The organism is uncultured Dialister sp. (assembly GCF_900538805.1).
GTDB lineage: Bacteria > Bacillota > Negativicutes > Veillonellales > Dialisteraceae > Dialister.
Map to the genome: position 1 here is coordinate 1 of NZ_UPZP01000094.1, position 8698 is coordinate 8698.

At 54.1% G+C, this 8698-nt stretch carries 3 protein-coding genes; 1 reads left to right on the top strand and 2 read right to left on the bottom strand.

Features of this window, described 5'->3' with window-relative positions:
* Positions 1-548 precede the first annotated feature (548 nt).
* Positions 549-3905 (top strand): GGDEF domain-containing phosphodiesterase, encoded by a 3357-nt coding sequence (locus QZQ29_RS07830; RefSeq protein WP_296962068.1) that lies wholly within the window; start codon positions 549-551, stop codon positions 3903-3905.
* A 753-nt stretch (positions 3906-4658) separates the two neighbouring features.
* Here the strand turns inward: QZQ29_RS07830 and nrdG are convergent.
* Positions 4659-5213: an anaerobic ribonucleoside-triphosphate reductase activating protein gene (gene nrdG / locus QZQ29_RS07835; protein WP_296962070.1), complete on the bottom strand. Its 555-nt coding sequence runs from the start codon at positions 5211-5213 to the stop codon at positions 4659-4661.
* Positions 5214-5496: 283 nt separating this feature from the next.
* Positions 5497-7707 (bottom strand): anaerobic ribonucleoside-triphosphate reductase, encoded by a 2211-nt coding sequence (gene nrdD / locus QZQ29_RS07840; protein ID WP_296962072.1) that lies wholly within the window; start codon positions 7705-7707, stop codon positions 5497-5499.
* Between the last annotated feature and the right edge of the window lie 991 nt (positions 7708-8698).

The window sequence follows — 8698 nt, forward strand, 5'->3', positions numbered from 1 at the left end:
TAAGTTAGCACTAAGAGAAGCGGAGAGCAAACCTCCCCCTCCGGGGGAGGTGCCGTAGGCAGAAGGGGTGCATTTCCCACGGGCGCAGCCCGGTTGTATGGTTTTTATTCCGCGGAGCGGCATATAAAACTTATCGCCCCATAGGGCGATACCACCACCCTCTGAACCTGACCGCTGCAAGCGGACAGAACCCTTTGAACCCTCTGAACCCGGGCCGCGGAGCGGCCCCATTGCGACACCACCACCCGTTCCCCCTTTGGTACTTCGTACCACCTTTCCCCCGCAAGCAGTGGCACAATGAATCCTCCGGCTCGGAGGGCCGGTCCATCTTAAGAACCCTGCGTCCGCCGGGCGCACCACCTTTTGCACTCACTGTCCCACTGTTTTATCACCCTATAGAACATTTTCTTGGATAAAGGATTCAAAATGGAGTACAATATAGGAGAGTATTGCATTTAGTTTATGGGGCTGTTTTGAATCAGAAACGATTAGAAAAATTGGGTTGTCTCCGGCAGGAGATTAGATGAGAAAGTAAGAGAGTGACGGTTATGGGGAAGAATGAAGGTGTACTGAAATATCTGAATGATTTTCCGGGAGGCGTCTGTCTTGTTTCCCGGGACGAAGAGGAAAGGATTCTGGCGGTGAACCGGGAGACCCTTCGTATTTTTGAATGCGCTTCGGAGCAGCAGTTCATGGAATTTACGAAGGGACTTTTCAGGAACCTCATGGCAGACGAAGATGCCCATTCCCTGGCCGGTTTGTATCAGGGCAGTGAACGAAGAGGAAATTACAATTTCTACGAAGGTTCCAGCAAAACCAGGACGGGCCATTTCATTCGGGTGGAAGGTGTTTTCGGTCCGGCGGTGGACGGGAAGCGGGGGGCCCTGTGGGTGGTGGGCCTGGTGCAGAGTGATGTGCGCCAGAGCGCTCTGGAGAGGGACAACGATACCGGCCTTCTGGGGCCCCATGCTTTTTACCGGAAGGCGGAGCAGGTGCTGAAGGAGGAGGAAGCCAGCGGTATCTGGGGGCAGCGGGTGCCGGTATTTATCAAACTGGTTCACTTTTCTTCCTTTAACAGCAGCTATGGCATTGAAGCGGGAAATACCCTGATTTACCAGATTGCCCAGGTCCTTCGCGCCTGTTTCCCCCATGCGCCGGCAGCCCATCTGGGGGCCGACAATTTCATAATGCTGCCATCCAGGAACCATATCACCATGCGAATGGACAGGATGGTCAAAGAAATCAATGACCTCATTCAGGACAGGGCCATTCGCTGCAAAGCGGGCATTGTGCTCTTTGATAAGGACCACGTACCGCCGGAGAAGCTGAAAACCATGAACTGGCGGGATCCCTTCGATATGGCCAAACTGGCGGCAGACTCCATCAAGGAGGATGGCAACCGGAGCTGGGCGGTGTATACCGAATCCCTGGGCCGGGATATGGTGAATACGGCCTTTGTGCTTCGGAATTTTGAAAATGCCATGGAAAAGGGTCATATCCATGTGTACTACCAGCCCATAACCCGAGCCCTTACGGGAAAGGTCTGTGGCCTGGAAGCCCTGGCCCGGTGGGAGGATCCGGAGAAGGGCATGATACTTCCCGGCATCTTCGTCCCTGTATTGGAGAAGATGAAGCTCATCCATCTGCTGGACCGCTATGTCATCGAAACCACTGCCCGGCTCTATCACCATCTGAAAGGGGACAGGCATTCTGTCCTTTCCGTGTCGGTGAACCTGTCACGGGTGGATTTCGATACCATGAAACCCTTCGATTTCATGGAGCATATCGTGTCCAAATACCAGGTGCCCCGGCAGTTCTTCCATATTGAAGTGACGGAGTCGGCGCTCACCAGGGACAGCGGCGTCCTGAAAAAGGAGCTCCTCCGCTTTAAGGAAGCGGGCTACCAGCTGTGGCTGGACGATTTCGGCAGCGGCTACTCTTCCCTCAATGTGCTTCAGGAGTTTCCCTTCGACCTTCTGAAAATCGATATGGCCTTCCTCCGGAATTTCAACGAAGAGAGCCGCAAAATCATTCGGTCCATTATCCTCATGGCAAAGAACCTTTCCGTCCACACCCTGGCGGAAGGGGCGGAAACGAAGGAGCAGGTGGATTTCCTGCGGGAATCGGGCTGCGAGAAAATCCAGGGCTGGTTCTACGGGAAGCCCATGACCAGTGAGGATTTCGAGAAAAAGCTGATGGAAGGCACCTATGTGCCTGAAGGACCACTGGAAAGTGTGGTCATGAACCGGGTGGGTCTGGTGAATGTGCTCACCGACAAGCCGGTGGGGCTCTTCCTGAATCGGAAAGACCGGTTTGTGCTTCTTCTGAAAAATGAAGCCCTGAAGCAGGTGGCGGACGCCGTATATGGCGGCGGCAACATTTATTTTGAAGGAAATGAAGTGCCCCACGGCCATCCTATTTATCCATGGCTCCGGGCCCTTATCGAAGGAAGCCGGGCCAGCGGGCAGGAGCAGTCCGTGGTGGCCATGCGGAACGGCTTCATGCTGAAGAATACCATCCATTCCCTGGCAGGAAATGGAATCCTCTGCGGCGGCACCGTATCCATCCTCAATATGTCCGTGAAAGATGAACATGGCCCCGTGCAGACGCTGGATATGCTGTATAGAAATATGATGCGCGTCTTTGATGCCCTCTATTATTACCAGGGCGACAAAAATACGGTGGATGTCATCCTTTCTTCCATTCCCGGTATGAAACCGGGCTCTGCCCTCACGCCTGCCCAGTGGCACCATCTGGCAGACTATGTGCACCCCGATGACCGGAAAAAATTCATTCAATTCACCCGTCCTGAAAATATCCAGAAAATAGCGGCCGCTTCCATACACCGGCTGTCGGCCTCCCATTTCCGCATCAAGGACAGCCATGGCCAGTACCGGTGGAAAGAAGTGATAGCCATGGTCATGGGTAAGGAAGAGGAAAATCACATTTTCCTGGGCGCCAAGGACACAGCCCTCACACCGCTGGCGCCGGTAGAAAGAGCAGAATTCCTCCGTCTCTATGCAGCTTCCCTCCCGGGCGGATGCAAAAAGGAAACGAAGGAAGAGAGAGACCGGAACTTTGCCCGTGCCCTTCGGCGGAAATCGGATTTCAAGTTCTTCTGGAAAGACAAAAATCGAAGATTCCTGGGCGCCAGCGACGCCTTCCTCCGCTACTACGGCTTTGCCAGTGAAGGGGACATCCTTGGAAAGACGGACGAAGACATGGGATGGCACCTGGGGGACAGCACCTATAAAGAAGAGGAAGAAAAGGTGCTGCAGAAAGGGCAGGTTTCCTATAATGCCCAGGGCAAATGCATCGCCCGGGGCAAGCTCCATGCCATCCGGGCCACCAAGGTGCCGGTGTACGAAGGCAATGAAATCATTGGCCTTCTGGGCTGGTTCGTGGATCTGAACGATGAAACGGCCATGAAAGAAAAGGACAGCCTCCGCAGCTTCACCAATGAAGAAAGCGGTGTCCTGAGCTATCGGGGCATCGTCATCGAAGCGGAGCACTATGCCGACGCCTTCCAGAGTACCGGCATGAAGTACGAAGGCATCCTTCTGGACATCCCGGCCATAGAAGACTTCGGGAAAGCCTATGGCAAAGACAGCCGGAGAGAACTGGTCCGCCGGATTGTCAAAGAAATCAGGGCCAGCTTCGGTGTGAGGACCGTCATAGGCCGTATGAGCGTGAACCGCTTCCTCATTCTCCAGAACATGGAAGAAGAGGGCATCACGGAAAAAGAACTGGGTATACTCTCAAGGAAAATCCACGAAATCTGCAGCATCGGCGGCTACCCCTGCACCCTCTTCCTCCGCTCCGCCCGGGTAGACTGCACCGAAACCGAAGACATTGATGAAATGAAAACCCTCCTCCTTCGCAGGGCTGCCTACCACGGACAATAAGAAAACGCCTCTCATTGATGAGGGGCGTTTTTTGTATGGGAGAGGGGAGGTTAGACGATAGAAGATAGAAGATAGAAGGTAGATTGGAAGAGGGGCGTCGTGGCAATGAGTCAATGGGCCCTGTACCTTTCCGGCGGCACCCCCCTTGGTGGCTGGCGCCACCACCTTCCCCCCCTAAAAGGGGGCACCATGGGTGCTGGGCAGCGTGCCACATGATTCTACGGGTAAGCGTAGAGAGGTCTATTCTGTCCCCTGAATGGGGGTGGCCACCGCAGGTGGCTAATTCAGCAGGGGAGGAGCAGGGACATGAAATGCATTGCGGAAGAGGCCGCCGATTGGCGGTCAGTTATGCGATAGAGTGTCATGGCGGTGCTATGCCCCGTACACCCTTTTGCTGCTTCGCAGCACTTTCCCTCAAGGGAAAACAAGAAATTGAGTTGGAAAACCTATGCGTCAAATGCGCCTTGTGCCATTCCGGCGGTTCCCCCCTTTGGTGGCTGCGCCACCACCTTTGCCCCGCTGGGAAGCGTGTCACACGATTCTCAGGTCGCTAGCGCTCCCCTACGAATCGTGTTCCCTTGCCACCCCAGCTTCGCTGGGGGCACTATGGGCGCTGGGCAGTGTGCCACATTCCCAATAAAAAAAACGGCGCCGAAAGGCGCCGCACCACAACCCTCTGAACCCGCCCGCTGAAGGCGGGCAGAACCCTTTGAACCTTCTGAACCCGGGCCGCCTTTGGCGGCCCTTCGGCCCTTAAATCTTTGAATTCGGGGACATGCTGGTGTCACCGGGGTCCCAGGTGACGATTTTGCCGCTCTTCAAACTTTTCTGCACGTCGATGGTGCGTTGGTTGGAGGAGCCCTTGAAGAGGAGGGTTACGTCCTTTTTGTCCAGCATGAATTCGCCGTCCACCAGTACGTCGATCCGTTTCAGGAGTTCCATGGTTTCCGGCATGACCTTGGCGAAGTGGCCCAGGAGGTCCCGGTCGTAGAGGTAGCCGGTGAAGCACCAGATGGTTTTGTGGGGGTAAAGTTCCTTGAACCGTTTCACCAGGGGCAGCAGGCCTTTCTGGTTCACCGGTTCCATGGGTTCGCCGCCCAGGAGGGTGAGGCCTTCGTAGAATTCATGGCCCGTTTCTTTGATGATGTAGTCTTCTACTTCCTTGGTGAAGGGTTTGCCGTAGTTAAAATCCCAGGTTTCCGGGTTGAAGCAGCCTTTGCAGTGGTGGGTGCAGCCGGAAACGAAGAGGGAGAACCGGATGCCCGGACCGTTGGCTATGTCGTATTCTTTAAAATTGGCGTATTTCATGGATGGACTCCTTGCTTATGTGTAAGTAAAAAGGAGGCGCGGAGCGCCTCCGGATTCAGAACCCTTTTGGGCTGAAGGTTTAACAGGTTCAAAGGGTTCAGAAGGTTCAAAAGGTTCAAAGGGGAAGGTGGCGTCCTGGCGGACGCTTTTTATATGCCGCCGCGAGGCGGCATTTATACTTATCGCCGCGACGCGGCGATACCACACCCTTTGAACCCGCCTGCCGAAGGCAGGCAGAACCTTCTGAACCTTTTGAACCCGGGCCGCGAAGCGGCCCTTTCTATCAAAGATGCAGCACGCGGTCCTTGATTTCCTGGGTACGGCCCTGGTTCCAGAACTGGGTGCCGATGTAGCCGCAGGTTCTTCTGGCCACGCTCATCTTGTGCTGGTCCCGGTTGCCGCAGTTGGGGCATTCCCAGACGAGCTTGCCGTTTTCGTCTTCCACGATTTTGATTTCTCCGTCGTAGCCGCAGACCATGCAGTAGTCGCTCTTGGTGTTCAGTTCGGCGTACATGATATTTTCATAGATGTACTTCATCACCGTGAGGACAGCGGGAATGTTGGTCTGCATGTTCGGCACTTCGATGTAGGAAATGGCGCCGCCGGGGGAAAGTTTCTGGAAGTCCGATTCGAATTTCAGTTTATGGAAGGCGTCAATCTTTTCTGCCACGTGCACGTGGTAGCTGTTGGTGATGTAGTTCTTGTCGGTGACACCGGGGATGATGCCGAACCGTTTCTGCAGACATTTGGCAAATTTGTAGGTGGTGGATTCCATGGGGGTGCCGTAGACGGAGTAGGAAATATTTTCAGCCTTTCTCCATTCGGCGCATTTGTCGTTCAGTTTCTGCATGACCGCCAGGGCAAATTTCCTGCCTTCTTCGGTGGTGTGGGAAACGCCCAGCATGCGGACGCACATTTCATAGAGGCCTGCGTAGCCCAGGGAAATGGTGCTGTAGTTGTTGAAGAGGAGTTTGTCGATGGTTTCGCCTTTTTTAAGTCTTGCCAGGGCGCCGTACTGCCAGAGGATGGGGGCTACGTCGGACACGGTGCCCAGAAGCCGTTCGTGGCGGCAGCGGAGGGCCCGGTGGCAGAGTTCCAGGCGGTCTTCCAGGATTTTCCAGAAGCGGTCCATGTCGCCGTCGGAGGAGCAGGCCACGTCCACCAGGTTGATGGTGACTACGCCCTGGTTGAAACGGCCGTAGTATTTATGCTCGCCGTGGGGTCCAAGGCCTTCGGTGTCGGGGGTGAGGAAGCTGCGGCAGCCCATGCAGGGGTATACGTCGCCGTTCTTCAGGCTCTTCATGATTTTGGCGGAAATGTAGTCCGGTACCATTCTCTTGGCGGTGCATTCCGCAGCCAGCTTGGTGAGATAATAGTAGGGGGAATCGTCGTGGATGTTGTCTTCGTCCAGCACGTAAATGAGCTTCGGGAAGGCCGGGGTAATCCATACGCCCTTTTCATTCTTCACGCCCTGCATTCTCTGGCGGAGCACTTCTTCGATAATCATGGCCAGGTCTTTCCGGGTCTGTCCGTCGGGCACTTCGTCCAGGTACATGAACATGGTGACGAAGGGGGCCTGTCCGTTACAGGTCATGAGGGTGATGAGCTGGTACTGGATGGTCTGGATGCCGGATTTGATTTCTTCCTTCAGCCGCCGTTCCACAATCTTTTCGATGATGGATTCGTCCATGGATTCGCCGGTTTCTTTTCTTTCTTCAATCACTTCTTTCGTGATTTTCTTGCGGCTGATGTCCACGAAGGGAGCCAGATGGGCCAGGGTGAAGGACTGGCCGCCGTACTGGTTGGATGCCACCTGGGCCACGATCTGGGTGGTCACGTTGCAGGCGGTGAAGAAGGAATGGGGCTTTTCAATGAGGGTCTGGCTGATGACGGTGCCGTTCTGCAGCATGTCTTCCAGGTTGATGAGGTCGCAGTTGTGTTCCCTCTGGGCGAAATAGTCGGCGTCGTGGAAATGGATGATGCCTTCTTCATGGGCCTTCACGATTTCCTCCGGCAGCAGCAGCCTCTTGGTGAGGTCCTTGGACACCTCGCCGGCCATGTAGTCACGCTGTGTGGAATTGATGACAGGATTCTTGTTGGAATTTTCCTGCTTCACTTCTTCATTGGACAGGTCGATGAGGGACAGAATGCCGTCGTCGGTGGTATTGCTCTTGCGGGAAATCTCCCTCTTGTAGCGGTAACGCACATACTTCTGGGCCACTTCATAGCCCCGCATTTCCATGATGCCCGTTTCCACCATGTCCTGGATATCCTCCACGTTCACCGCATGGGGGTAGGAAGCAATCTTCCGGGCGATGTTATCCGCCACGGCGCGGATCTGGAATTCATTCATCTGGTGGATGGACTCCACTTCCTTATTCGCCTTGCCAATGGCGTTGATGATTTTGGAAATATCAAAAGACACTTCCTGCCCGTTACGCTTTATGACGTTCGTTTTTACGTGAATAACATCCATATGATCCCTGTTTTCCATGTGAGACACTCCCCTGTTCAATGATAGTTAAGTTTTCTGCTCGATAATGTGAATAGTAGATGAAATCATGCATTCTACTAAATATAGTTCAGACATACAAATAGAGGCACAATATATTGTACCGGACATAATCATACACCAAGTGGGCCGAAAAAGGAATAGACAAATTTGGTCCTTAAGAACCCTCTCATCCTCCGTTCGCCGGCAGGAAATTTCGAAAAATGCCGATATTCATTGAAAAGGGAAGAATTTGGAGAAATGGATGGGAGGGAAGAAAACCTATGGAATTTTTCTATAGGGATGTATAGAGATAGTGAGCTGGTGAGCTGGTGGGATAGTGGGACAGTGGGACAGTGGGACAGTGGGACAGTGAGCTAGTGAGCTAGTGGACTGGTGGGATAGGGGGACAGTGGGATAGGGGGACAGTGGGATAGGGGAATGGGGGCTGTCTGCTATCTCTTGCGTCCCCTTGAGGTGGCAAAGGAACTGGATTCGTAGGGGAGCGTAGCGACCTGAGAATCCAGTGACATGTTTCCCAACGGGGCGAAGAGGGCCACATAGTGGCGAAGGGGTGTACTATCGGTAAACATCGCTAATGACACTTGCCAGCTTACCAGCTCAGTATAGAATGTCGCTCAGCGGGAAGATGAGGAAATGGTAAATGGTAAATAGTAAATGGTAAATGAAGGTGGGCGCCGAGAGGCGCCAGTATAAATGCCGCCTGTCGGCGGCAGAAAAACCATACAACCGGGCCGGGCCCGTTGAAAATGCACCCCTATCCCCGCCTGCGGCGGTACTTCCACCTAAAGGTGAAACGACTCACTACATTTTGTGCGTCGCTGGCGCTCCTACAAAATGTGTTCGCTGTGCACCCCGGAGGGGGAAGTTTTAGCGGCGCTAAGCAAAGAGTGACTTAAGTTAGCACTAAGAGAAGCGGAGAGCAAACCTCCCCCTCCGGGGGAGGTGCCGTAGGCAGAAGGGGTGCATTTCC